Genomic DNA, 22150 nt, shown 5'->3' with positions numbered 1-22150 from the left:
ACTTTAAAATGTATAATTTAATACCACTCCAAAAGTTTTGTTACTTCATCGACTATAAATGTTTTTATACTTGTCTTTTCAAGTGGTTTTTTAGATACAAGTGCCTTGGTGATATTTTGCATTCTCGCCTCTTTGAGCCTTGCATCAAGGGCATATACTTCTCGAACATCGCCAACCAGAGAGACTTCACCTATAAAAATAGTCTCTTTTGAGATGGCACGGTCACGGAAACTGCTGATAATTGCTGCGAGTATGGCTAAATCGGCTGCTGTTTCGGTGATTTTAATACCGCCTGTTATATTGATGAAAACATCATATCCCGAAAGCGGAATCTCCAGTTTTCGCTCAAGCAGTGCCAAAAGCATATTTAGTCGGTTGTTGTCAAAGCCGGTTGCCTGTCTTTTTGCATTTGGCGTGTGTGATTCTGACACAAGCGCCTGAACTTCTAAAATGATGGGACGGGAACCCTCCATAATGACAGTAAGTGCAGAACCGCTTTGAGAGGAGTTACGGTTAAAAAAGCGTGAAGCAATGTCTGTGGCACTCACAAGTCCTTCGGCTTTCATCTCAAAAACACCTATTTCACTTGTTGCCCCGAAACGGTTTTTAAAGCCTCGTAAAATTCTCAGCTCCTGGGAAGAATCCCCTTCAAAATACAAAACGGTGTCAACCATATGTTCCAAAACCCGAGGACCGGCAATAGAGCCTTCTTTTGTAATATGCCCGATAATGAAAATGGCTATATCCTTGTCTTTGGCAATACGCATCAATTCAAAAGTGATCTGGCGAACCTGTGTAACACTTCCCGGAGCAGAAGAGATGTTTTCCGAGTAAATAGTTTGAATAGAATCAATAATCAAAAAATCATATTTTCTGTGTTCAAGTTCAACCAAAATCTGCTCAAGTCGTATTTCACTTAAAAGGTAGAGTGAATCATGGTTTGACTTGAGGCGGTTTGCACGCAGTTTTATCTGTCCGGCTGATTCCTCTCCTGTAACATACAGTACATCTTTGCCTGTTGATGCAATGTTTGAACCTACTTTAAGCAAGAGGGTTGATTTGCCAACACCCGGACTTCCTCCTATAAGTGTGAGTGAACCGGGAACAATGCCTCCTCCTAAAACATTGTCAAGCTCATCGTCGAGTGAAGAAAATCTATAGACTTCTTCTTCTACAATGTCATTAATACTGACAGCTTTAGCCGATGATGATGTCGTTGATTTTGTCTGTTTGACAACTTCCTGCTGGTGCTCGTTTAATTCAACAAAGCTGTCCCAGGCACCACAGTTGGTACATTTTCCCATCCATTTAGGTGTGGTAAGCCCACAGTGTTGACACTCAAAGAGTACTTTTTTCTTAGCCATAATGATCATCTCTTATTTATATTTGAAGCATTATAATCTATTTTTTATTTTTGTATTAAAAAAATGACATTTTGTCATAAAATAGAAAGAGCCAATCACAGGGGGGGGGTAGTCCAATGGCATTAAGTTAAGTGGCTTTTTCGAAACCCGTACTTCAGTGCGGGCTTTGTGCCTTTCAAGACTAAGGCCTTGGTTAAAACCTAGGTTCCGAGAAAACATCAAGCTATTTTCTTAACTTAATGGCATTGAGAGGGGTAATTTTGTATTAATTTTTTTTGCATAATATTTTTGCAACTCTTTATATTGACACATCAAACATCTGTTGCAGATTATTCTACTTCCTACAAATTATATATAGAAAAGCTTAAAATGATACAACTGATAATATAAATATTTATCAAGCTATAATTTTCCAAACTCCAACCACTTAATTCCCTTAAAAAGTTCCTTAACACTATACCCACTAAAATACTGCTGAGTAGTAGTGTCTTTATCAGGTTCATGTCCAAGTATTCTGTTTATTAAATCTTTCGGAAGTTTTTGGTGTACTGCATTTCTAAGCATTTGTGAACTTGGATTATGTCTCAGAGAGTGAAAAACTTGATTTTCTTCTTTTGTTACATATCTTCTAATTCCACCCCTGTGATTGAATATCCTTTTTACTACCTTATGTTCAACCTGCTTTAATGATAAATTTTAATATAAAAACCCAAACAACCAGAGTGGAATCTTATTGCCGTGCCCGATTTCAATATCATCCGCAACAACAAAGCTGTCTGGTATATCTTTTATTTGTTTAAAAGTTTTATTTTTACTGCCTACTTCTACCAAATATTTATTGTTTATTAAAAAATCACCTTTTGCAGGTACACTTAGAACATCATCGTCAAACATACTCATAAAAAAAACTTCTCTAATCGTACCTATCTCAATATTTTGGCAATACGCATAATGAAGATTCGTATTTCCCAAATAAAGTTTATCCGGCTTAGTGAAAATATTATCGCCTTTGGTTTTCGCTCTTAAAAGGTTAAGAATTTTACCTCTTTTTAAATACTCCATATATTTATAGAGTGTATGGTAATCACTTGTACCTATTTTTACAGAGAGCTCTTTAATATTGATTTTAAATGGTTTAGATTCACATACAAATTTTATAAGCTTTTTAAGCTTAATAATTTTATCATACTCTATCGGAAAAATAGAGGGTATATCTACTTCAATAACCGTATTGATTGTCTCTTGGAGTCTAAGCAGATAACTTCCCTCATTTTCAAAATAAAAAGGGTAGTATCCCATTTTTAGATACTCCGTCCAATACTCATAAATTTTTAATTTGGAAGATATTTCATACGCTATATTTTCATGGTCGACAAAAAGTTTTTCATATGTAAAAGTTGGCAACTTTTTTGAGCTCTTTAACTCTATAAATTCTCTAAAAGACAGACCTTTCATATGGTATAGAACAGCTCGTCTGCTTAAATCTCCTTTAGAATTATCTAATTGCAATGCACTTGAACCAGAAAATATTACATGTAAATCAAGCATATCATAAATTTTTTTTAGCTCTATTTCAAAATTTTTATATTTATGAATTTCATCTATGACAAGTAGCTTCCCACCCTCTTTTGAAAAGTTGTATGCTATCTCAAACAATGATTCTATTTCTATTGCATCTGCACTAAAGTAAAGCTTTTTAGCAAGAGGCAGATCATTTTCTTGTAAATACTGTAATAAGAAAGTTGTTTTTCCAACACCTCTGGCACCTATGAGACCTATCATTTTTTGAGAAAAATCTATATTTTTGTGTATATAGCGCTTATAGGAACTTTTTAAAACTCGTAAATAGTTCAGTTGATAATCTTTAAGAGTTTGAAGCATTAGAAGTCCTTTTATTGTTTGAACATAAATATTATATCATAAAATTATGGTTTGAACCATATTTTATCCGTATGTTTTATGAAGTACTATAATATAAAAGCAGAGTTATGCATCTTCTGTAAAAATGGCATCAAGCAGACCATCGACAAATTCGTATTTGTCAAACGGTGTGAGATTTTCCGGCTGTTCTCCTGTGCCTACGTAAATTATAGGAAGTTCCAAGGCATAGGCGATGGAGAAGATACTGCCGCCTTTTGCCGTACCGTCGAGTTTTGTGATGATGATGCCGTCTATGCCTATCATCTCATTGAAGGCCTTTGCCTGACTTATTGCGGAATTGCCCTGTGTGCCGTCTATGATGAGTACGGTTCTGTGCGGTGCGCCTTTGTGGGCTTTGTCGCAGATGCGTTTTACTTTTTTGAGCTCATTTGCCAGGTTTGTCTGTGTGTGCAGACGTCCTGCAGTGTCTATGATGACATTGTCAAAACCTTTTGCCTTTGCCGAATCTATGGCATCATAGGCAACTGCCGAGCTGTCATGCCCCTGTTTGGAAGAGACAATGGGAATGTCAAGTCTGTTTGCCCAAAGTGTCAGCTGTTCGATGGCTGCGGCACGAAAGGTATCGCCTGCACCGAGTAAAACTTTTTTGCCTTCCTGCTTGTACTTGTAAGCGAGTTTTGCAATAGTGGTTGTTTTTCCGGCACCGTTGACGCCGACTATGAGTTCTACAAAAGGCGGTGTGAACTCCGGTTCTTTGTAAGAGGTGTATGCCAGTGTCGCCAAGAGTTTGGAACGCAAAATTTCACGTGTGATTTTGTCTTGGTATATTTCGTTGAGAATGATTTCGACCAAAGCATATTCTACATCCGCTTCAAGCAAAATGTCCTCGAGTTCTTCTTTGGTAAAAGTGATTTTTTTCTTTGGAGCGACTGTTTTTATAGCGGCGACGGTTTTGCTGAGGGATTTTTTTATAAAACCAAACATTGTTATATTCCTAACGCTTTTTTAATGTCACTTTCGATAAACTCTTCTTCTGTAGCACCCTGATAATAATTGATTATTTTACCGTCTTTATATAAAACCATAAGCGGAATTCCGAAGTCTCTGCCTAATTTTAACTCTTTTGCTATTTCACTGATGATACGTGAGTTTTCACTTGAATTGACAAGAGTATAGTTTGCATTATATTGTTTTTTGAATGTTTCAAGCTTTTCGTTTGGAATATTGTTTTCAACGCTAATCCCAATAATGATGAGTTTATCTTTGTATTTTTTTTGGAGTGAGGCAAGGTGTGACGCTTCCGCCTGACAAGGCGGACACCAGGTTGCAAATATATCATAAATGACTACTTTGCCTTTTGCCCCCTCAAGTTGCAGTCCATTGTCTGCTTTTTCGACAACAAGCTGTTTGTTGTCGAGTGATGTTAAAACGATTTCATTTGTTGCAAGGAGTGAATTTGCTTCTTGGCGGGTGTTTTCTTTCTCTTTTGAGCAGGCTCCAAAAAGTAATCCGATTGCCAGTAAAGTAGTTAAGAGTGGAGTGTTTCTCATATATTTTTTTGCCTTTGTTTGTTTATTTGTGTAAAATATGCAAAATTATAGCGATAAAGATTTAATATGACTCTTACAAAAAACAGTTTCAGGCAAATATGTCTTCAAAAGATTAAAAAAGCATCACAACACAATAAGTTTTATAAAGATTTTTTAATAAATAATGCACTCTTAAAAGAGTTGGAATATTTTAAAACCGGCAAAAGACTGAAAATATTGTTTTTTTATCCGTTGCCATATGAGGCAGATATCCTTAAAGTGCTTAAAAAAATGAGAAAAAAACACGATATTTTTGTGCCGTTTATGCAAGGCGAAAGTTTTAAAATGGTACCATTTAGATTACCGCTAAAGAAAAAAAAATTTGATATTTTTGAAGCGGGAAATACAATAAAAAAAAATAATAAAATTGATATAGCTATAGTTCCAGCAGTGGGAGTTGACGGTAATTTACAGAGAATTGGTTTTGGAAAAGGGATGTATGATCGTTTCTTTGCAAAATTAAAAGAAAAACCATATACTATTTTTGTACAACCGGTATTTTGTCACACAGACAGTTTGATATGTGATGCATATGATGTGGCATGTGATGTACTTATAACCCCGACAAGAACACTGCGTAAACGGAGTAGCTAAGGTCTTTATAAAAAGGTTTATTAGATGTTAAACGAAATACTGCTTGGTGGTGCAATTGCAACAGTAAGTGGAGTAGTTGGTTTTTTAATTTCTAAAAAGATAACCGGTGCTAACTTTGATGTATATGTTGAACAGGCGGTTGCCAAAGCAAAGGCGATTGAAAATGAAGCACAGACACTTCTGGAACGTGCAAAACTCAAAGCACGTGAAATAGAGCATGAAGCACAAAAAGCCTTTGACAGTGCCAAAGAACGTGCACGTGCAGATTTTGCGCAAAGAGAAGATGAACTTTTACGCAAAGAACAAAGTCTAAAGCGCTTGATACAGGATGAAGAAAAAAACATTCAAAATGAGTTAAACAGAATCAAAGCACAAAAAGTTAACCTGGAAAGAAATGAAAAATCACTGGCTTCACTGAAAAAAAAGTATGAAGAGAAAATAGATGAAGCAGTCCATACCATAGAACACAGTGCAGGTATGACACAGGAAGAGGCTAAAAAAATTCTTCTTGATAAAATTGAAGAAAAGGCGCGTGGCGAGATAGCACATATTGTAAGAAAATATGAAAATGAAGCCAGACAAGAAGGGGAGCGCAAAGCCAATTTTATTTTGGCACAGGCAACGAGTCGTTTTGCCGGAGAATTTGCTTCTGAGAGATTGACAAATCTGGTTCATTTGGAGAGTGATGAACTCAAAGGCCGCATTATCGGTAAAGAAGGGCGAAATATCAAGGCTTTGGAAACTCTTCTTGGTGTGGATATCATTATAGATGACACACCAAATGCTATTCTTGTGAGCAGTTTTAATTTGTATCGTCGAGCTATTGCAACAAAAACACTGCAGTTGCTTATAGAAGACGGAAGAATTCAGCCTGCGCGAATAGAAGAGATATTTAAAAAAGTTTCTGAGGAGTTTGAATCCAAAATTTTGGCAGAAGGTGAAGAACTGATAGCAGAAATGAATATCGGTGTAATGCACCCGGAACTTATGAAATTAATCGGAAGACTGCGTTACCGCGCAAGTTACGGACAAAATGCGTTAGCCCATACGCTTGAGGTTGCCCATCTTGCCGGAATTATGGCTGCAGAAATGGGGGGAGACCCGATCTTGGCAAAACGGGCAGGACTTTTGCATGATATAGGCAAGGCATTGACGCATGATATGGATGGAAATCATGTTGATTTAGGGGCCCAGATTTGTCGCAGATACAATGAAGATGAAGTTGTCATCAATGCAATCTATGCACATCACGGACAACAGGAAATCAACTCCATAGAGTGTGGTGCGGTTTGTGCTGCAGATGCACTTTCAGCGGCACGTCCGGGTGCACGAAGAGAAGTTCTGGAGAGTTTTTTAAAGCGTGTTACCGAAATAGAAGATATCGCATCGCGTCACAGCGGTGTCAAACAGGCATATGCGATTAATGCCGGACGGGAAGTCAGAGTCATCGTGAATGCAACTTTGGTAAATGATGATGAGTCAATTCTGATGGCAAGAGAAATTGCAAAAGAGATAGAAGATCGTGTGCAGTATCCGGGTGAAATTAAAGTAAATGTTATTCGGGAAAGTCGGGCTGTGGAATTTGCCAAATAAAGTAGAAAACTCTACTTTATTTACTTTTTAATCGTAACAACGACGGCTCCTCTCAAGTCACCCATCTTGTAGTGCTGTGCTTTATCTTCCGGATATCTTTGGGCAATGGCACGTTTTAAAGCTTCATTCTGTATATTTCCATGACATTTCAAGCACACCTGTTTGTTTATTACTAATGGTTTATAGTATTTGTATGTATGTTCATCTACTTTTTGTATCAACTGTTTTGGTAGCTTTACATGTAGGCTTTGGAGCTTTTCAAGTGATGCCAAAACTTCTTGTTCATTACCTTGCGGCTGGTTGGCGGGGTTTCTGTATTTTGTACTGATTCTTTTGACTGTTACTCCTTTTGGAAGCTTTTTGTTCACTTCCTCTGTCAGGGTATAGGCTTTTTGTGTACAGAAATCAAGGGCTTGCATAGGACCGCCTGCTTTCATATTTCTTTTCATATTGGAACCCAGGGTTTTTAGCAGCAGCATGGAACTTTTCTGTCCTGTTCTTACTATGTTCTGCAGTTGTTTGTTTTCCTGTTGAGAGGCCCCAAAAAGCAATGAAACACTCAATGTAATATATGTAACGGATTTTAAAATATTCATGAAATCCTCCTCGATTAAAATATTCTTGGGATGATTATAACAAAACTTAGAATAATTTAATGCAACTTTGAGTATAATTGCGTCAATATTTAAAGACAAGGGAGCACACCTATGGGTGAACTGTTTACTTTTTTCGGACTTATCTCAGAAGATAAAACGTTTATTTTTATGAGTCACATGTTGCTATCAGCCGGTATAGCTTTAATCTTAGCGAGAGTGGCTATGTCAAATTTACAACTTGTACCCAAAGGGACACAAAACCTGATGGAAGCATACGTGCAGGGTGTATGGTCTATGGGTACGGATGTAATGGGCAGATTGCATGCCCGTAAATATGTTGCACTGGTAGCAACTATCGGTTTGTTTGTTGGAATTGCAAATATTATTGGAATATTCCCAGGATTTGAAGCGCCTACAGCAATGTTGGAAATGCCTTTGGCTCTTGCTATAACAGTATTTGTGTATTACAACTATGTTGGTATTAAAGAGCATGGTCTGCTGCTTTATCTCAAGCACTTTCTTGGACCTGTCTGGTGGCTGTACTGGTTAATGTTCCCGATTGAGATTGTGTCTCATATCTCCCGTATTATCTCTTTGACATTCCGTCTTTTTGGAAATGTAAAAGGGGATGATATGTTCTTGATGGTAATATTGATGCTTGCTCCTTGGATATTGCCGATTGTTCCGTTTGCTCTGTTGACATTTATGGCATTTTTACAGGCGTTTATCTTTATGATGCTTACATATGTTTACCTTGGTGGTTCATTACTTGTCGATGAGACTATCTAATTTCTCTCAATGCAAAAAGACATTTATGAAAAAATTATAAGCTTTTTGCTTGGAGCATCATGGGCAATAGTATTGTTCGGTGCTCTGTTTACTTTCAAGATATTTATCAATTTCGGAATCGTAATAGCGATTTTTACCACGATGGTATATATCTTTATCTCACTCTTTCTTATTCTCGCAATAGATGCTTTTTTAGTCAATAAACAGCGACTGCAGGAAGCGAAAAAACAAACCAAACTCTTAGAAAAAATCTATACTCAAGTCACTTCATAACGTCCTTTAAAGCATACATTGGTTAAAATAAGAACAATTAATTTATTTTCACAAGGAAATTTATGTTTGAAGTAGTTATCGGTCTTGAAGTCCACGTACAATTAAATACAAAAACGAAACTTTTTTGCTCGTGTCCTACGAGTTTTAACCATAAGCAAAATACAAATACCTGTCCGACCTGTTTGGCACTGCCCGGTGCACTTCCTGTGCTTAACAAAGAAGTTATACATAAATCCATAATGCTCGGTACAGCCCTTGATGCTACGATTAACAGAGTTTCTTATTTTGACAGAAAATCCTATTTTTATCCGGATTCTCCCTCTTCTTATCAAATTACGCAGCTCTATACGCCTATAGTGGAACACGGGAAACTGCAAATTGATTTTGAAGACGGTTCACACAAAACGATTCGTGTCAATCGGGCACATATAGAGGCTGATGCCGGTAAAAACATCCATGACGGCAATATTTCAAAAGTTGATTTAAACCGTGCCGGAACACCTTTGCTCGAAATTGTAAGTGAACCGGATATGCGCAGTGCTGAAGATGCGATTCTTTATCTGAAAAAGCTCCACTCGATTATCCGCTATTTGGATATAGGTGATGCGAACATGCAGGAGGGTTCTTTTCGAGTGGATGTAAATGTCTCTATCCGTCCTAAAGGAGATGAAAAGCTGTATACCCGTGTCGAGATTAAAAACATCAACTCTTTTAAATTTATTCAGCGTGCTATAGAGCTTGAAGTGGCTCGTCAGATTGATGCATGGGAAGATGGAACATATGAAGAAGAGATTTGTCAGGAAACACGTCTTTTTGATCCTGTAAAACAGGAAACACGTTCTATGAGAGGAAAAGAAGAAGCGGCTGATTACAGATATTTTCCGGAACCTGATCTGCTCAAATGTGTTGTAACAGATGAAATGATGCAAAAATATACACAAATTCCTGAACTGCCTGATGCAAAAAAAGAGCGTTTTGTGAATGAATACGGTATGAATAAATACAATGCTATGGTAATCACTTCTGCTGTGGAGACGGCAAACTTTTTTGAAACAATGCTGCAAGAGGAAGGGGTGAGTGCAAAAACGGCTACTACATGGCTGACTGTGGAATTGCCTGCCCGTTTTAAAGGGGAGATAAATATAACGAACTCTCCGGTAGATGCAAAAAAGCTTGGATTTTTGGTCAAAAGAATAGATGATAAAACCATCAGCGGTAAAGCGGCGAAAGAAGTTTTAGATTTTTTAATGGAGAATGAAACTGTAGATGTTGACAGTGCAATTGACAAACTCGGACTCAAACAGGTTACAGATACCGGAGCAATCGAGGCGATGTGTGATGAAATTATCAATGCAAATGAGGATAAAGTTGCCCAGTACAAAGGCGGAAAAGAGAAACTTTTCGGTTTCTTTGTCGGTCAGGTGATGAAAGCAAGCAAAGGAAGTGCAAATCCACAGGTTGTCAATGAAATTCTTAAAGCTAAACTGGGTTAACTTCTATGATAAAAAGTTTGATACTTGATGCGGCCTATTTTTTAAATACCTCAAAAAAGTATCAGTCTTTTAAAAACTTTTTTTACAATATTTTAGAGAATGACAAATGCAAATATAAAAGATATATAGATATCTTTATGATTCTGCTTATTTTTATAAGTGTGGGTGTTTTAATTCGGGAAGTCAAACATCATGTAAATGACTACCTGATGTTTTTTAGCAATTATGTAATTTCTATCATTTTTTTTATAGAGTATATGTTGCGTTTGTGGGTAAACAGCAGTGTCAGTGAAATTATTGTCAAACGAGCGGAACATGATACATTTTTGCTTCGAGAGGTTAATCTTTACAAGGCGTTTAAAGAGATCGCAAAAGTAAAACTCAGCTATATGGCATCACCAAAAGCCATTATAGATCTTCTTGCAATTTTACCGTTTTTCCATGAATTGAGACTGTTGCGTATATTTATTCTTTTTAGGGTTTTTAAACTTTTTCGGTATGCCAAAAGTTTGCAAATACTGAGTTCTGTTCTTGCAACAAAAAAGTTTGAGTTTTTTACGCTTGGTATTTTTGCCTTTGTCGTTATTTTTATCTCTTCTGTTTTGATTTATGTTATGGAAGGCAACAGGGCAGACTCTCCTGTTGATACTCTTTTTGAAGCACTTTACTGGGCTATAGTGACCATTTCAACTGTGGGATACGGTGATATAGTTCCGGTAACGAGCGAAGGGCGTTTTGTATCCATCATCGTTATCATTGCAGGTATTGCAGTTTTGGCATTTACTACATCTTTGTTTGTTTCTGCTTTTACCGAGAAGCTTGAAGAGATCAAAGAGATAAAAACAATTGAAAATATTGCCAAACTAAAAAAATTTTATTTGATATGCGGATATGAAAATGTTGCCAGGGAAGTTGCCAGAAAACTTTCAAAAAGCGGGCATAACATTATCGTTCTTGATGAAGATACCCAAAGGGTGGAAAATGCAAAACTGGACGGGTATACTACATTAAATTATAATCCCGGCAATAAAGAAAGCTATGAAAAACTCAACATAGATATGAAAAAACAACTCAAAGGAGTGCTGTGTCTGCGTGAAAATGATGTAGACAATGTTTATGCCGCTTTGACTATACGGTCTTTAAACAAAGATGTTATGATTTTGTCTTTGTTAAACAATGATGCAAACCGTAACAAACTGGAGTTTGTAGGCATCAATAAAATAGTTTATCCTCAGGAGCTTGTGGGACTTATAACGAAAGAGCTGGTAGGAAAGCCTGTTGCTTTTGAAGTGATTCATGAGCTTAGGAGTGAGGATTCTGATGTAATTATCGATGAGATCGGCATCACCAAAAGAATTGTAGAAAACTTTCCTACAGTCGGAGATTTGAACAATAAACACTACAGTATCGTTTTGCTTGGCGTGTATAAGCATGAAAAAGACCGTTTTTATTTTAACCCTTTAGACAGCACTTTGTTGGAGGCCGGAGATTATCTTTTGGTCATTGGATATCAGGTGTATATTAAAGAATTTGAAAAATATTTGCATACAAGAGTACATGATGACTAAAACTACAGCATTGATATTTGGACACAATAAATACGCCTATGAAATAATTAAAAATGTAAAAGACAAATACAACAGCATCAAAGTATACTCTTTGGATGACAATGATAAAAAAGAGGGTTTGTATGATGTGGAACTTTTTGATTTAAGTGATGAGTGGGAAGATATAGAAAACAATGTCGATATTGAAAATTCAATAGCTTTTTGTGCATTGGAAGACCCTTCCGAAAATATATTTTTAACGATATCACTGCGTTCAAGTTTTAAAAACCTGACAATTATAACCATTGCATCAAATAAAGAAAATTCAGATAAACTGAAAATGGCAGGAGCCACAAAAGTCATTCCGATTGTAGAAACGACATCGGATATTATTGCAAATGTATTGGAAAAGCCGGTATCAAACAAGGTACTGCACAGTATTTTATATGAAGAGAGTGATCTCAAAATTGCACAAATTAAAATTGACGACACAAGTCATTTTAAAGATGAAAAACTTAAAAGTATAGACTGGACACGATATAATGGCATACTGGTATTGTCTGTGATGCACGAAGATATGCAGAGTGAATTTATATATTCAAACAAAGCAAAAGAGCATGTTATAAAAAGCGGTGATATTCTCGTAATTGTAGGATATGAAAAAGATATACAGGAATTTGAAAATTTGATTGGGAGTAAGCGATATGTCAATTGGAGTCATTGGAGCAGGTAAGTGGGGCAGTGCTTTGGCATTTGCCCTGAGTGAAAAAAACAGTGTTCTTATAACGTCTAGAACTCCGAGAGATTTAGACAATTTTGTCACTCTGGATGAGATTCTTGAATGTGAGTATCTTGTGATTACAGTACCTGCACAGCAGATAGCAGGCTGGCTTGAAGAAAATTTTGTATTTAAAAACCAAAAAATTCTTGTGGCATCGAAGGGCATAGAGGCTACAAGCGGAAAGTTTTTAAATGAAATATATGAAAAGTATGTTCCCGATGAAAATATAGCCTTTTTATCCGGTCCCTCTTTTGCGTCAGAAGTGATGCAGTCACTGCCGACTGCCTTGGTTATAAACTCCTCGAATGAGAAACTTGCTCAAGAATTGGGTGGTTTGTTTCCCTCTTTTATCAAAACATATACCTCAGATGATGTGACAGGCGCAGAAGTTTGCGGTGCATACAAAAATGTCATTGCGATTGCCGCAGGCATATGCAATGGATTGGAATTGGGAAATAATGCAGCTGCAGCGTTGATATCTCGCGGTTTGGTTGAAATGCAACGCTTTGGCATTGCATACGGCGCAAAAGAGGAGAGTTTCATAGGGTTAAGTGGTGCAGGTGATCTGTTTTTAACAGCTTCTTCTCCCATGAGCAGAAACTTCAGAGTGGGAATCGGTCTTGCAAAAGGCCGTACTCAAAAAGAAATTCTTGAAGCATTGGGCGAAGTTGCAGAGGGAATAGGAACTGCGTATGCGCTGCATGACATCTCTGTAAAACATGATTTGTATCTTCCTATTGCGAGAGAAGTGTATCTGACACTTGAGGGAAAAAACCCACATGAAAGTTTGAAAGATCTATTGACAAAGTAGAAAGCAGGATATATATGAAAATAGCAGTGGCACTGAGTATAGGACTTTTCTTTTTTGCTCTAAGCGGAGTCTTTTTTACACTCCAACAGAGTACCCTTATAGGGTGTATAGCCTTTTTTGTAACGCTTTGGACAAACGAAGGTCTGCCATTGGGCGTAGTCTCTCTTTTACCGATAGTTCTTTTTCCTGCCTTTGGGATTTTAGATACAAAAATGACTGCCACAAATTATGCCAATCCTATCATTTATCTCTTTTTTGGCGGTTTTTTACTTGCAATAGCGGTTGAGAAAACAAAGCTGCATTTACATGTAGCCAATAAACTTTTGGGTTTGTTTCCTGCAACACCAAGAGGGATGATATTTTCTCTTGCACTGACATCAGCTCTTTTAAGTTCCATTTTGTCCAATACGACAACAACCCTGTTACTTATCAGTATTGCAGTTTTTTTAACAGATAATATAAAATTAAAAATGCGTTTTGCCCTTGCTATTGCTTATGGTGCAAGTATAGGAGGTATATTGACACCCATCGGCACACCTCCAAATTTGATTTTGCTCGGTATTATGCAAGAACACAGTATGCAGCTTATTCCGTTTTTCCAGTGGATGTTTATGGTTGTGCCACTCTCTCTTTTTATGTTGACAAGTGTCGGTTTTTTACTGAGTTACGGTGTCAATGCAATACCGATACAGACAAAAATAGAAAAAAAAGTTTTAGAGCCATCACAGAAAAAAGTGATGTATTTAATGTTGGGCTTAATTGCAGTCTTGTTTGTCAACGCTCCTGTAAGACCCTATTGGAATGGTCTTGGTATGAGTGAGAGTGGCATACTGCTTGGTTTTGGATTGGCACTGTTTATGCCGCCTTTTAATATACTGCAATGGAAAGAGGACAGTAAAAAAATTCCTTATGCCATAATGTTTTTATTTGGTGCGGGTTTTTCTATTGCAAAAGCTTTTGCACAAACCGGACTGGCAGATGAGGTTGCATCATATCTCTTACATATGACTGAACTTTCACCATTGCTTCTTCTGTTGAGTGTTGCTGTATTGATAACTTTTACGACAGAAATTACGTCAAATACGGCACTGATTTCGATAATGCTGCCGGTTATCTATTCTGTAGCAGAGCAGTCCGGCATAAATACAACACTTTTCATGATGGTGGCTACCCTGTGTGCCAGTTATGCTTTTATGCTGCCTATTGCCACACCGCCCAATGCTATTGCGATGAGCAGCGGAGCTGTCGGGGTAAAAGATATGCTGAAATACGGAATAGTTTTGAATTTACTTGGAATATTTTTTATCGTTTTTATTGCAGAATATTTTTGGAAAAATATTTTATAGTTTGTCACTCTTTTTTCTGATGTACATGTAAAGGTCTTTGAAGATTAAAAATACAGAGTAGAGCCATAAAATATCCAGAATTGGATTATGCTGCAGACCATGTGTCAGCATATACGGATAAACAACGGCGATTGGCCATTTCAAAAAATAAAAAAATAAAATTCCTACACCGTATAACTCTTTCATACAGGTATCTTAGCAAAATATTATAAAATCTTTGCTAATATTGCAAGAAATATCTAAAGGTTGAAAAATGATAGTCCATATAGTGATGTTTAAATTTAAAGATGAAAACAAAGCTTTAAATATAGCAAAGGCAAAAGCGAAACTTGAAAGTCTGGAAAAAAGTATTGATGTGCTCAGAACCATTGAAGTTGGTATTAATTTTAATGAATCAGACAGAGCTATGGACCTCTCTCTTTACTCAACATTTGCAACCCAAGCAGATCTTGAAACATATGCGACACATGAAGAGCATCTCAAAGTGGTCTCTTTTATCAAAGAAGTTACTGTAGAGTCAAAAGTTGTTGATTATATACTTGAGTAACTGAATTTTTCTAAAATGACGATAAAACAAAATAAAAAATAGACTTAAATCGTCAAACTAGCTCTTTTTTATCACATCAGCTTATATTTATTTTTGATACAATCTCACAAAATATTTATAAAGGATGGAAAATGATGTCAGAACCAAGATTAGAAGATATGGGTGATTACAATACGTTAAAAGGCGAAAAAAAGAGAATTGTATGGGCGGTTATCATTGCCGGTCTTCTTTTAGGCGCTGTATATATGATCGCATATAATATATTTGATGACAAAGGAGATGTTATTCCTGTAAAAGATGAAATAACAATCGTTCCGTTAAGCAAAAGTATTCCAATTAGATAAGTTTTAGCTATAATTTCTCAATTAAAATAAGGCGGTAGTGGCATGTTAATGACAATAGTGGGTATATATAGTTTTTATGTATTGATCATGATATATACAAGTGTAATGCAGATAGGCTATATTAATCTCATAAAAAGAAAAACACCGGTTTTGCTGTCTGCTGCTGATTTCTTAAAAGCGGGAAATTATGCTGTTGAAAAAGAAAAACTCTCGATTGTAAATACTTTTGTTGACTATCTTGTGTTTATTGCCTGGATCGGCATTGGGATAAAGTACCTTGTTGAACAGTACTATACTCTGTCAAACCAGGCATTGATGAATGTGGCTATAGTCATGAGTTTTGTGGTTGTAAACTATATCATTTCTTTGCCTTTTTCCTATTATGAAAAATTTGTGATTGATGCAAAATACGGCTTTAACAATTCAACCCTTGGACAGTGGATAAAAGATACGTTTATTTCTTTTTTTCTGACAATTGTTTTTGGTTCTCTGGTTGTGTGGGGTATTTATGAAATCATTGCAAACTTTGAGTTGTGGTGGCTGTGGAGCTTTTTGTTTGTTTTTGCGATAGTGATTTTGATAAATATGCTTTATCCTACTTTTCGTGCAATGTTTTTTGATAAACTGACACCGCTTGAAGATGCAGAACTTGACAGTGAAATTAAAAGACTTATGGACAAAACAGGTTTTGTAAGTTCGGGTGTTTTTGTAAGTGATGCGAGTAAGCGGGATAACAGGCTCAATGCCTATTTCGGCGGATTCGGAAAAGCTAAAAAAGTTGTTTTGTTTGACACTTTGCTTAAAAAACTGACAACGAAGGAGCTTTTAGCCGTTTTAGGGCATGAACTCGGACATTTTGCCCATGGGGATATTTATAAAAATATTGCTTTGGTGGGTGTGATGCTTTTTGCAATGTTTGCAATCTTTGGTAATTTGCCGGATTCGCTTTACCTGGAACTCGGTGTTTCCAAACAGCCCTATGTCATTATGATTTTACTGATGCTGTTTATGCCGGTACTTGGTTTTGTAATGATGCCTGTTATGGGAATTGTCAGTCGGCATAACGAATATGAAGCGGATAAGACGGGGAGTGAACTTGGCGGAAGCGCAGGTGCAATTGAACTTGCAAATGCACTGAAAAAACTGGTAAATGAAAACAAAAGTTTTCCGCTTTCGCATCCTTTGTATATTTTCTTTCACTATACACATCCTCCTGTGATTGAACGATTAAAGGAACTCGGCATGGATGTGGGATATATAGAAAAGAGCGGTACTGAGGGTAAATGCGAAGCAGATATATAGTCAAAGATTTACTTCGTGAGGTTACACAGAATCTACAGCCTTGTGTACAAAGAGCCCCAAGAGAAGCACAGCTGCTTTTAATGAAATATCTTGAAGTGGATGAACTCTGGCTCATTACCCATCAAAACAGTTCTGTAGAAATTTCACAGCAGTTTTTTGAATGGGTACAAAGACGGCAAAACAATGAACCTTTTGAATACATCACAAAGCGGGTAAGCTTTTACAGTGAAGAGTTTTACATAGACGAGGGCGCCCTGATACCCCGTCCCGAAACAGAACTGCTGATAGATGAAGTGATCAAAAACGTACCGGATAAAAAGAGTGCTTTCACTTTTGCCGAGGTCGGAGTAGGGAGCGGCATCATCTCTATAATGCTTGCAAAGACTTTTAAAAACTCTAAAATCATCGCAGTGGATATTTCTCAAAAAGCTTTGGATGTGGCACAAAAAAATATAGAAAAATTTGGACTGCAGGAGCAGATTGAACTGCGGTTAGGATCTCTGCTTGAACCGGTTTGTGAAAAAATTGATTATCTGGTTTCAAATCCGCCGTATATTGAAAATGGTACTGCTTTGGAATCAAATCTCTCCTATGAGCCGCAAAATGCACTTTTTGGGGGAGAGGTCGGTGATGAAATTATTAAAGAACTTCTTGATGAAGTCTTAAGGCAAAAGATTAGATTTTTTAGTTGTGAGATTGGTTATGACCAACAAGATAAAATACAGGATTATATGCAAGGAAAAGATTTTAAATCTATAACTTTTTACAAAGACTACAGCTCGTTCGATCGCGGATTTACATTACAAATATAACAAGGTTTTACAAAATGAAAAAAAATATTTATCTGGATTTTACATATTTTATTGTTTTAGCAGCTACTTTTGGGGCTGTTTTGGTTTTAGGTGCTATCGTTGCGCCTGTTGTTTTTCATACAGACAAGATTACGGTCAACTTACTGATAGACCATTATAATGCGGGTATTATAATGGGAGAAATTTTTCACAGGTTTTCATATTGGACCTATTTTGTAGCAACTTTTGTCGCTTTGTATGAGGCCATGGCTTATAAAATGGGTCAGCGTGATGCCATCAGTTTTGCAGCGGCTGTCACAGTGATATTTGCATCTTTGATGTTTTCTGCAGTGTATGTTCCAAAAATCCTTTCTATGCAGGCACTGGGAGCAGAAGCTACACAAAGCGATACCTTTGAACATCTTCATATTGCAAGTGAGATAGATTTTAAAATACTGGCATTTGCTCTTTTGGTTCTGTTTGTCAGAAGATTGATGCTCTTAAGAGTACCTTCCAGGCAACTTTAACGCTAAATTAACACTATTTTGATAAGATTTGTCCTGAACATATTTTTGTAGTAGGTGGTTTTATGTCAATTTTTAAATTTTTCATTCTTGTTCCTCTTTTTTCAACACTTCTTTTTTCTTATCCGAATTATTCACAGGCCTTTAAAGAGAAGAAGCTTTATCCTATGGGTGAAAAAATTTATAAGAAAAAATGTTCTGATATAGACGTAAAGAGATACAACAGTTATGAAGAACTCTCAAATGCTTTGCTTACAAAAAAGAGTTGTGCAACACTCAATAAAAAATACTTGGAGGCATTGGCGCTTTATCTGTGGGAGGTTAAAAGAGTCTCAGGCAAACACAGACACTTTTGCAAACTTACTGTTTTAAAAGATGAAAAATGTCCTGTGTGCGGTATGCTTTTATATAAATATCCAAGTTGGATTTCACGTATAGAGTATACTGACAAAAATGTATCTTTTGACGGAATTAAAGATATGATGAAGTACTATTTTGAACATCCGAAGAAAATAAAACATATGTTGGTGCAAGAGTATTATACGCAGCAGGTTATTGATGCAAAAAAAGCCTATTTTGTTATGTGGAGTGATGTGTACGGACCCATGGGAAATGAGTTGATAGCTTTTAAGGATGAAGCATCTGCCAAACGGTTTTATCTTGACCACAAGGGAAAAAAGATACTCAAGTTTGATGATATCACGCCTGAAGATGTGTATAAACTGGATGAATAAAAAAAGCCGCTTTTGTCTCTTTACATGTAGTGCTTTAGTGCTTTTGAGTGTGGGAGAGATATTTTATCTACAGATGAATGATACGCTGACAAAACAAGAGTGTATGCAAAAGAAAAAATTTGTACAAATGACAACTGTTTCCAATTTTGTTTTGGCGCTGAAAAACAACTCTATTAAGGCAATACCGTGAAAAAGATTAATTTTCATCTTCTGGAATATGCCATCAATTATATTTTACGATATAAAGCAAAGAACATATTTATTCTTATAATACTGACACTGCTCATTACTCTGTTGGCGTCATTCTTTTTTGTGCAAAACTCGCTGAAGTATGAACTGGAATCAACACTTGATGCCCAACCGCAAATTATAGTGACAAATCAAAAGGCGGGCAGAGATACCACTGTGGATGAGCATGTTATAGATAGCATTGTAAATATTAAAGGTGTATCTGATGTAAATGCACGTGTATGGGGATATTATTGGTTTAAACATATGCATGCAAGATTTATTGTAGTAGGTATAGATGAATTTGAAAATCAATACAATGCTACTTTTGAAAATATAATAAAGAACAGTGAACTGAATGCTTCGTCTATGCTTGTAGGAGAGGGAGTCAAACGCATATTGGATGCAAGTTATTATAAAGAATATTTTAATTTTATTTCTCCTGATTTATCAGTAAAAAAAATTTATATAGCCGGAACATTCAAAGCCGCAACACAGTTGGAATCAAATGATATGATTGTTATGAACAAAGATACTGTGAAAGAAATTTTTGGTTACACAAACAGTGAGGCTACAGATTTGGCTGTTCGTGTCAATAACCCTCTGGAACTTCCTTCCATAATGTCAAAGATTCAAAATAGATTTCCAACTTTTAAAATTGTTGCGAGAAAAGATTTGAAAACAGCACTTGAAAACCAGTTTAATTATACCAGCACTGTTTTTTTAATTCTGTTTACAATTACTCTTTTTACATTTTTTATGATTGTTTATGATAAATCCAGCGGACTCAGCAGTGAAGAAAAAAAAGAGATAGGCATACTTAAGGCAATAGGCTGGACAATTGATGATGTTCTTAAAGCACGCATATATGAAGGTCTCATTATCTCTTTTATCGCTTATATTATGGGAATAACCCTGGCTCTCTTTTATGTGTATATTTTAAATGCGCCGATACTCAAAAACATATTTATAGACTATAATGATATTGCAAATAGTTTTACGCTTCCCTTTGTGCTTGACTATAAGATACTGCTTTTACTTTTTTTGCTCAGTGTCCCTGTATATATGTTTGCAACAATCATTCCGTCATGGAGAATTGCTACGCTTGATGCTGATGAGGTAATACGATGATAAAACTGCTACATGTAAGCAAAATTTATGATGATATAAAAGCTTTGGATAACATTGATTTGGAAATTGGCGAAGGAGAACTTGTCATATTAAAAGGGGTCAGTGGCAGTGGAAAAAGTACCATACTTTCATTGATTGCCGGACTGCTCAAACCGACAAGTGGAGATGTCCTGGTTGAAAACAAACATATCTCAAAACTGCCGGATCATTTTTGCTCCCGATACAGAAGAGACAATATCGGATTTATATTTCAAAAATATAATTTGATTCCGACGCTGAGTGTTCGTGATAATATTTTACTGCCATTGGTGCCGTTAAACCTGGATGAAAAGGCTTTACATGTAAAGCTTTTTTCTGTAATGAAGATGTTTGACATTGAACATAAAAAAGATGTGAGGGTAAAGAATCTCTCGGGTGGTGAACAGCAAAGAGTTGCAATAGCCAGGGCAAATGTAAACAATCCAAAAATAATTCTGGCAGATGAACCGACTGCAAATCTGGATGAAAAGCTCTCTTGTGAATTCATACAAATTCTTAAAGAATTAAAGTCTATGAACAAAACTGTCATCGTTGCAACACATGACCCTCTTTTTTTTGATTTGGATTTTGTGGATCGTGTTGTAGAGATACATAATGGTAAACTGCTATGCTCCTGACGCCTGAAGTATTGACAATAGACATACTGAATCTGCTCTTTGTTGTTTTCGCCACTCTTGCATTTTATTACAGTGTGAAAATAGTCTCCCGATACGACCGGAATGCTACAACTCCATTACAGTATAATCTGGAAAAACAAAGCTATCTGGTAAGTGTAGTTATAAAATTTATTTTTTATACCAAGGTTTTATTGTTTATATTTTTTATTTTTACTCTTGATGATATTTCAAATATTTTACCCGGGGCAATGTGTGGAGCCGGTGTCGTCAATGCAACACAATACGGTACCTATCTTCTGATACTTAAGGTTATCAATTTATATATTTTTGCCTACTGGCTTGTACTTAACAATGAAGATATGAAATCAGAACAACAGATATATTTACAATTGAAGTTAAAAATATATTTGTTTGCATATTTTTTGCTCATCCTCGAAATAGGGCTGGAGAGCCTGATGTTTCTTTCTATAGATACAAAGAGTGTTGTAGACTGTTGCGGTGCTATTTTTTCTACAACAGACGGTACCTACATGGCACATTTGCTAAGTGTAAACCCGGTAATGCTTCTTGGAAGTTTTTATGCTCTGTTTGCGTTTATTGTATTGGCATACAAAATAAAAAACAGATATCTGTTTTCTCTTATGAATCTACTGTTTGTTATTGCAGCCCTGGTCTCACTCATAGGTTTTTTTGGAACGTATATATACGAACTGCCAACACATCACTGCCCGTTTTGTCTGCTGCAAAAAGATTATAACTATATAGGATATTTGTTATATATATTTTTATTTATCGGTACTTTTTTTGGTATTGTTCTGGGACTTGTTCCTTTCAGGCAAGAAGATGAAAATGCAAAATATAAGATATCGCTTTTTTTTACAACTCTGTATGTTACAGCTGTAAGTTACTACCCGCTTGCATATTATATAAAAAATGGTGTTTGGCTTTAGACATTATGTTGGTTGTCCCCAAATTTACTGTTCCACCACTCTTGAGGTGTGTAGGTTGATTTTTTAACACTCTCTTCATCAAGAGGGTATTCATAAGTGTTGCAGTAGTCAAGTATAATTTGATAGGCTTCATTGATTTGCATACTCATCTGTGTTGCCTGTTCATAGTTGTCTTTATGTTTGTCAGGATGCCATTTTTTCATAAGGTTTTTATATTTGTTTTTTATTTCTTTGAGAGAAGCTTTTTCGCGAAGACCAAGGAGTGATTTGGCCTTCATTATTTTTT

At 36.2% G+C, this 22150-nt stretch carries 26 protein-coding genes; 19 read left to right on the top strand and 7 right to left on the bottom strand.

The annotated features are described in order from the left end of the window. Nucleotides 1-17 precede the first annotated feature (17 nt). The 4 genes from radA to MLC44_RS08540 form a co-directional block, all read right to left on the bottom strand. The gene (gene radA, locus MLC44_RS08555; protein ID WP_346388894.1) at nucleotides 18-1364 is read right to left on the bottom strand and encodes a DNA repair protein RadA; all 1347 of its coding nucleotides are present in this window, start codon (nucleotides 1362-1364) and stop codon (nucleotides 18-20) included. Nucleotides 1365-2060: 696 nt separating this feature from the next. Beyond that, nucleotides 2061-3245 (bottom strand): AAA family ATPase, encoded by a 1185-nt coding sequence (locus MLC44_RS08550; protein WP_346388893.1) that lies wholly within the window; start codon nucleotides 3243-3245, stop codon nucleotides 2061-2063. 105 nt (nucleotides 3246-3350) lie between these two features. Further along, entirely contained in the window at nucleotides 3351-4229 is an 879-nt protein-coding gene (gene ftsY / locus MLC44_RS08545; RefSeq protein ID WP_151900085.1) for a signal recognition particle-docking protein FtsY, read from the bottom strand. A gap of 2 nt (nucleotides 4230-4231) precedes the next feature. Then, a complete protein-coding gene (locus MLC44_RS08540; protein WP_151900086.1) occupies nucleotides 4232-4795 on the bottom strand; it encodes a TlpA family protein disulfide reductase in 564 nt (187 codons plus the stop codon). A 66-nt stretch (nucleotides 4796-4861) separates the two neighbouring features. Here MLC44_RS08540 and MLC44_RS08535 point away from each other — a divergent pair, with 66 nt between their 5' ends. Next, on the top strand, nucleotides 4862-5428 hold the full coding sequence (locus MLC44_RS08535) for a 5-formyltetrahydrofolate cyclo-ligase (protein WP_434656930.1): 567 nt from the start codon (nucleotides 4862-4864) through the stop codon (nucleotides 5426-5428). 24 nt (nucleotides 5429-5452) lie between these two features. Further along, a complete protein-coding gene (rny, locus tag MLC44_RS08530; protein WP_151900088.1) occupies nucleotides 5453-7021 on the top strand; it encodes a ribonuclease Y in 1569 nt (522 codons plus the stop codon). 20 nt (nucleotides 7022-7041) lie between these two features. Here the strand turns inward: rny and MLC44_RS08525 are convergent, their stop codons facing one another. Then, entirely contained in the window at nucleotides 7042-7617 is a 576-nt protein-coding gene (locus MLC44_RS08525) for a Tll0287-like domain-containing protein (RefSeq protein ID WP_434579917.1), read from the bottom strand. A gap of 111 nt (nucleotides 7618-7728) precedes the next feature. Between MLC44_RS08525 and MLC44_RS08520 the strand changes: the two genes are divergently transcribed. The 7 genes from MLC44_RS08520 (at nucleotide 7729) to MLC44_RS08490 (ending at nucleotide 14657) form a co-directional block, all read left to right on the top strand. Beyond that, the gene (locus MLC44_RS08520) at nucleotides 7729-8406 is read left to right on the top strand and encodes a F0F1 ATP synthase subunit A (RefSeq protein WP_151900090.1); all 678 of its coding nucleotides are present in this window, start codon (nucleotides 7729-7731) and stop codon (nucleotides 8404-8406) included. Nucleotides 8407-8415: 9 nt separating this feature from the next. Further along, nucleotides 8416-8679 carry a hypothetical protein gene (locus MLC44_RS08515; RefSeq protein ID WP_226065585.1) on the top strand — a complete coding sequence of 88 codons (264 nt, stop codon included), beginning with the start codon at nucleotides 8416-8418 and terminating at the stop codon, nucleotides 8677-8679. Between the two features lie 62 nt (nucleotides 8680-8741). After that, complete coding sequence (gene gatB / locus MLC44_RS08510) at nucleotides 8742-10172, top strand: Asp-tRNA(Asn)/Glu-tRNA(Gln) amidotransferase subunit GatB (RefSeq protein ID WP_346388888.1); 1431 nt, start codon at nucleotides 8742-8744, stop codon at nucleotides 10170-10172. A 5-nt stretch (nucleotides 10173-10177) separates the two neighbouring features. Beyond that, nucleotides 10178-11740: an ion transporter gene (locus tag MLC44_RS08505; RefSeq protein WP_188110050.1), complete on the top strand. Its 1563-nt coding sequence runs from the start codon at nucleotides 10178-10180 to the stop codon at nucleotides 11738-11740. Beyond that, on the top strand, nucleotides 11733-12452 hold the full coding sequence (locus MLC44_RS08500) for an NAD-binding protein (RefSeq protein ID WP_151900093.1): 720 nt from the start codon (nucleotides 11733-11735) through the stop codon (nucleotides 12450-12452). Before MLC44_RS08505 ends, MLC44_RS08500 begins: the two co-directional genes overlap by 8 nt. Beyond that, nucleotides 12424-13311 carry an NAD(P)H-dependent glycerol-3-phosphate dehydrogenase gene (locus MLC44_RS08495; RefSeq protein ID WP_346388886.1) on the top strand — a complete coding sequence of 296 codons (888 nt, stop codon included), beginning with the start codon at nucleotides 12424-12426 and terminating at the stop codon, nucleotides 13309-13311. The genes MLC44_RS08500 and MLC44_RS08495 overlap by 29 nt, the downstream gene beginning before the upstream one ends. A gap of 14 nt (nucleotides 13312-13325) precedes the next feature. Further along, nucleotides 13326-14657 (top strand): SLC13 family permease, encoded by a 1332-nt coding sequence (locus MLC44_RS08490; protein ID WP_434656927.1) that lies wholly within the window; start codon nucleotides 13326-13328, stop codon nucleotides 14655-14657. Here MLC44_RS08490 and MLC44_RS08485 read toward each other — a convergent pair. Next, complete coding sequence (locus MLC44_RS08485) at nucleotides 14652-14843, bottom strand: hypothetical protein (protein ID WP_434656924.1); 192 nt, start codon at nucleotides 14841-14843, stop codon at nucleotides 14652-14654. The two genes, MLC44_RS08490 and MLC44_RS08485, sit on opposite strands and share 6 nt — an antisense overlap. A 67-nt stretch (nucleotides 14844-14910) precedes the next feature. On the opposite strand from MLC44_RS08485, the gene MLC44_RS08480 reads away from it, so the two are divergent. From MLC44_RS08480 to MLC44_RS08435, 10 genes are all read left to right on the top strand, one after another. Continuing rightward, on the top strand, nucleotides 14911-15204 hold the full coding sequence (locus MLC44_RS08480) for a Dabb family protein (RefSeq protein ID WP_151900097.1): 294 nt from the start codon (nucleotides 14911-14913) through the stop codon (nucleotides 15202-15204). Between the two features lie 131 nt (nucleotides 15205-15335). After that, nucleotides 15336-15548, top strand: coding sequence for a hypothetical protein (locus MLC44_RS08475; RefSeq protein ID WP_230973313.1), 213 nt, complete (start codon nucleotides 15336-15338; stop codon nucleotides 15546-15548). Nucleotides 15549-15590: 42 nt separating this feature from the next. Beyond that, the gene (locus tag MLC44_RS08470; RefSeq protein ID WP_434579909.1) at nucleotides 15591-16850 is read left to right on the top strand and encodes a M48 family metallopeptidase; all 1260 of its coding nucleotides are present in this window, start codon (nucleotides 15591-15593) and stop codon (nucleotides 16848-16850) included. Beyond that, nucleotides 16832-17662, top strand: a complete 831-nt coding sequence (prmC, locus tag MLC44_RS08465) for a peptide chain release factor N(5)-glutamine methyltransferase (RefSeq protein ID WP_151900099.1) — start codon at nucleotides 16832-16834, stop codon at nucleotides 17660-17662. The genes MLC44_RS08470 and prmC overlap by 19 nt, the downstream gene beginning before the upstream one ends. Before the next feature lie 14 nt (nucleotides 17663-17676). Then, a complete protein-coding gene (locus MLC44_RS08460; RefSeq protein WP_418640426.1) occupies nucleotides 17677-18168 on the top strand; it encodes a DUF4149 domain-containing protein in 492 nt (163 codons plus the stop codon). A 62-nt stretch (nucleotides 18169-18230) separates the two neighbouring features. Continuing rightward, nucleotides 18231-18899, top strand: coding sequence for a nitrous oxide reductase accessory protein NosL (locus tag MLC44_RS08455; protein WP_434636373.1), 669 nt, complete (start codon nucleotides 18231-18233; stop codon nucleotides 18897-18899). Further along, nucleotides 18892-19089, top strand: coding sequence for a hypothetical protein (locus tag MLC44_RS08450; RefSeq protein WP_151900102.1), 198 nt, complete (start codon nucleotides 18892-18894; stop codon nucleotides 19087-19089). The genes MLC44_RS08455 and MLC44_RS08450 overlap by 8 nt, the downstream gene beginning before the upstream one ends. Continuing rightward, entirely contained in the window at nucleotides 19086-20258 is a 1173-nt protein-coding gene (locus tag MLC44_RS08445) for an ABC transporter permease (protein ID WP_346388880.1), read from the top strand. Before MLC44_RS08450 ends, MLC44_RS08445 begins: the two co-directional genes overlap by 4 nt. Further along, entirely contained in the window at nucleotides 20255-20914 is a 660-nt protein-coding gene (locus MLC44_RS08440; protein WP_434636368.1) for an ABC transporter ATP-binding protein, read from the top strand. The genes MLC44_RS08445 and MLC44_RS08440 overlap by 4 nt, the downstream gene beginning before the upstream one ends. Continuing rightward, complete coding sequence (locus MLC44_RS08435; RefSeq protein WP_434656922.1) at nucleotides 20905-21864, top strand: hypothetical protein; 960 nt, start codon at nucleotides 20905-20907, stop codon at nucleotides 21862-21864. The genes MLC44_RS08440 and MLC44_RS08435 overlap by 10 nt, the downstream gene beginning before the upstream one ends. On the opposite strand, the gene MLC44_RS08430 is transcribed toward MLC44_RS08435, so the two are convergent. Further along, nucleotides 21861-22142, bottom strand: coding sequence for a J domain-containing protein (locus MLC44_RS08430; RefSeq protein WP_346388877.1), 282 nt, complete (start codon nucleotides 22140-22142; stop codon nucleotides 21861-21863). The genes MLC44_RS08435 and MLC44_RS08430 overlap by 4 nt on opposite strands. Nucleotides 22143-22150: the final 8 nt, after the last annotated feature.

The organism is Sulfurimonas sp. NW9 (assembly GCF_051132275.1).
GTDB classification, from domain to species: domain Bacteria; phylum Campylobacterota; class Campylobacteria; order Campylobacterales; family Sulfurimonadaceae; genus Sulfurimonas; species Sulfurimonas hydrogeniphila.
The sequence above is the reverse complement of the archived record's forward strand: the minus strand, read 5'-3'. Positions and strand labels throughout refer to the sequence as shown.

Bases quoted from the DNA above. Each gene is read 5' to 3' on its own strand.
- radA (WP_346388894.1), bottom strand. From the start codon at position 1,364: ATGGCTAAGAAAAAAGTACTCTTTGAGTGTCAACACTGTGGGCTTACC.
- MLC44_RS08550 (WP_346388893.1), bottom strand. From the start codon at position 3,245: ATGCTTCAAACTCTTAAAGATTATCAACTGAACTATTTACGAGTTTTA.
- ftsY (WP_151900085.1), bottom strand. From the start codon at position 4,229: ATGTTTGGTTTTATAAAAAAATCCCTCAGCAAAACCGTCGCCGCTATA.
- MLC44_RS08540 (WP_151900086.1), bottom strand. From the start codon at position 4,795: ATGAGAAACACTCCACTCTTAACTACTTTACTGGCAATCGGATTACTT.
- MLC44_RS08535 (WP_434656930.1), top strand. From the start codon at position 4,862: ATGACTCTTACAAAAAACAGTTTCAGGCAAATATGTCTTCAAAAGATT.
- rny (WP_151900088.1), top strand. From the start codon at position 5,453: ATGTTAAACGAAATACTGCTTGGTGGTGCAATTGCAACAGTAAGTGGA.
- MLC44_RS08525 (WP_434579917.1), bottom strand. From the start codon at position 7,617: ATGAATATTTTAAAATCCGTTACATATATTACATTGAGTGTTTCATTG.
- MLC44_RS08520 (WP_151900090.1), top strand. From the start codon at position 7,729: ATGGGTGAACTGTTTACTTTTTTCGGACTTATCTCAGAAGATAAAACG.
- MLC44_RS08515 (WP_226065585.1), top strand. From the start codon at position 8,416: ATGCAAAAAGACATTTATGAAAAAATTATAAGCTTTTTGCTTGGAGCA.
- gatB (WP_346388888.1), top strand. From the start codon at position 8,742: ATGTTTGAAGTAGTTATCGGTCTTGAAGTCCACGTACAATTAAATACA.
- MLC44_RS08505 (WP_188110050.1), top strand. From the start codon at position 10,178: ATGATAAAAAGTTTGATACTTGATGCGGCCTATTTTTTAAATACCTCA.
- MLC44_RS08500 (WP_151900093.1), top strand. From the start codon at position 11,733: ATGACTAAAACTACAGCATTGATATTTGGACACAATAAATACGCCTAT.
- MLC44_RS08495 (WP_346388886.1), top strand. From the start codon at position 12,424: ATGTCAATTGGAGTCATTGGAGCAGGTAAGTGGGGCAGTGCTTTGGCA.
- MLC44_RS08490 (WP_434656927.1), top strand. From the start codon at position 13,326: ATGAAAATAGCAGTGGCACTGAGTATAGGACTTTTCTTTTTTGCTCTA.
- MLC44_RS08485 (WP_434656924.1), bottom strand. From the start codon at position 14,843: ATGAAAGAGTTATACGGTGTAGGAATTTTATTTTTTTATTTTTTGAAA.
- MLC44_RS08480 (WP_151900097.1), top strand. From the start codon at position 14,911: ATGATAGTCCATATAGTGATGTTTAAATTTAAAGATGAAAACAAAGCT.
- MLC44_RS08475 (WP_230973313.1), top strand. From the start codon at position 15,336: ATGATGTCAGAACCAAGATTAGAAGATATGGGTGATTACAATACGTTA.
- MLC44_RS08470 (WP_434579909.1), top strand. From the start codon at position 15,591: ATGTTAATGACAATAGTGGGTATATATAGTTTTTATGTATTGATCATG.
- prmC (WP_151900099.1), top strand. From the start codon at position 16,832: ATGCGAAGCAGATATATAGTCAAAGATTTACTTCGTGAGGTTACACAG.
- MLC44_RS08460 (WP_418640426.1), top strand. From the start codon at position 17,677: ATGAAAAAAAATATTTATCTGGATTTTACATATTTTATTGTTTTAGCA.
- MLC44_RS08455 (WP_434636373.1), top strand. From the start codon at position 18,231: ATGTCAATTTTTAAATTTTTCATTCTTGTTCCTCTTTTTTCAACACTT.
- MLC44_RS08450 (WP_151900102.1), top strand. From the start codon at position 18,892: ATGAATAAAAAAAGCCGCTTTTGTCTCTTTACATGTAGTGCTTTAGTG.
- MLC44_RS08440 (WP_434636368.1), top strand. From the start codon at position 20,255: ATGATAAAACTGCTACATGTAAGCAAAATTTATGATGATATAAAAGCT.
- MLC44_RS08435 (WP_434656922.1), top strand. From the start codon at position 20,905: ATGCTCCTGACGCCTGAAGTATTGACAATAGACATACTGAATCTGCTC.
- MLC44_RS08430 (WP_346388877.1), bottom strand. From the start codon at position 22,142: ATGAAGGCCAAATCACTCCTTGGTCTTCGCGAAAAAGCTTCTCTCAAA.